Raw genomic sequence first — 1,433 nt, 5'->3', positions numbered from 1 at the left:
GCTCATACAGCGCGGCCCGCCCCGGCCCCGCCCCAGCTCGCTGCCGGGGATCTCCAGCACCTCGATGCCCTGCTTGCGCAGATGGGTGTTGGTCGTCGCGTTCCGGTCGTAGGCCACCACCACGCCCGGCCGGACGGCCAGCACATTGCAGCCGTCGTCCCACTGCTCGCGCTCGGCGGCCCGCACGTCCTGCTGCGGGGTCAGCACCCGGATCGAGTCCAGCCCGAGCGCGGCGGCGATGGCGCGGTGCATATGGTCGGGGGCGTGGTCGGTGACCTTCAGCTCACCGGGTGTGCTGCCCGGCTCGATGGTGTACGAACGCAGCATGCCCAGGCCCTCGTACTGGGTGAACGTGTCGCCGTCCACCATGGTCATCACGGTGTCCAGATGCATGAACGCGCGCCCCTTCGGCATGTCGAGCGCGACGATGGTCCGGGCCGAGCCCTCCGTGAACAGGCCCCGCGCCAGCATCTCCACCGCCTGCGGGGTGGTGCGCTCGCTCATCCCCACCAGCACCGCGCCGTTCCCGATCACCAGCACGTCGCCGCCCTCGATGGTGGACGGATACGCCGACTGCCCCTCGGACCACAGCGGGAAGCCGCCGCCCGCGCGCTCGCCGGTGAACAGCGGGTGGTGCCGGTAGATCGCCTCGAAGTGCACCGTCTCGCGCTGCCGGGCCGGCCAGCGCATGGCGTTGATGCTCACCCCGTCGTACACCCAGGCGGAGGTGTCGCGGGTGAAGATGTGGTTCGGGAGCGGAGCGAGCAGGAAGCCGTCCCGTTCCATCACATGGAACCGCACGGAGGCGGGCTCGGCGTGGCCCTCCAGGAACTCCCGCTTGGTCATCCCGCCGACCAGGGCCTCGGCCAGCTCCGGCGTCGGCAACTGGTCGAAGGCGGCCCGCAGATGGTCGGTGGCCAGCGGGCCGTACTCCTTCTCGTCGAAGACGCGGTCCAGGACGAGCGCGCGGGCCGCGGGGACATCGAGGACCTCGGTCAGCAGATCCCCGAACAGGTGCACCTCGACGTCGAGTTCGCGCAGGGTGTCGGCGAACGCGTCGTGCTCCTGACGAGCCCGGCGCACCCAGAGCACGTCGTCGAACAGGAGATCGTCCTTGTTGGTGGGCGTGAGCCGCTTCAGCTCCAGGCCGGGCCGGTGCAGGATGACGCGGCGCAGCGGTCCGGTCTCGGAATCGACATGGAATCCCATGGCCTCATCCTTGCACCTCACAGTGGTGCGGGCCGACCGTGAGCGCCCCGAAGGGGCGCGGGGAGCTGCGCGCCCGGCTCCGACGAACCCGCGGCCCGCGAAGCACGGGCCGGGGCAGGACCGGACCGGCGGGGACCCGCAAGGAGGCGGCTCACGCCCGCTCCAGCACCCCGCACAGCTCCGCGATCTCCCGGGGGCCGACCCGGCAGCACCCGCCCACCAGC

The 1,433-nt window shown here is 71.7% G+C and carries 2 protein-coding genes; one reads left to right on the top strand and one right to left on the bottom strand.

Annotated elements, in window-relative coordinates; all coding sequences use genetic code 11:
- Positions 1–1,209 (bottom strand): arginine deiminase (locus G5C65_RS37215; RefSeq protein WP_165303453.1); only part of this gene is annotated, 1,209 nt, incomplete at its 3' end.
- A gap of 38 nt (positions 1,210–1,247) precedes the next feature.
- On the opposite strand from G5C65_RS37215, the gene G5C65_RS38800 reads away from it, so the two are divergent.
- Positions 1,248–1,433 (top strand): hypothetical protein (locus G5C65_RS38800; protein WP_206442705.1); only part of this gene is annotated, 186 nt, incomplete at its 3' end.

This window comes from Streptomyces boncukensis (genome assembly GCF_011045075.1).
GTDB classification, from domain to species: domain Bacteria; phylum Actinomycetota; class Actinomycetes; order Streptomycetales; family Streptomycetaceae; genus Streptomyces; species Streptomyces boncukensis.
Note: the sequence above shows the minus strand (reverse complement) of the source record. Positions and strands in the feature narration are given on the sequence as shown.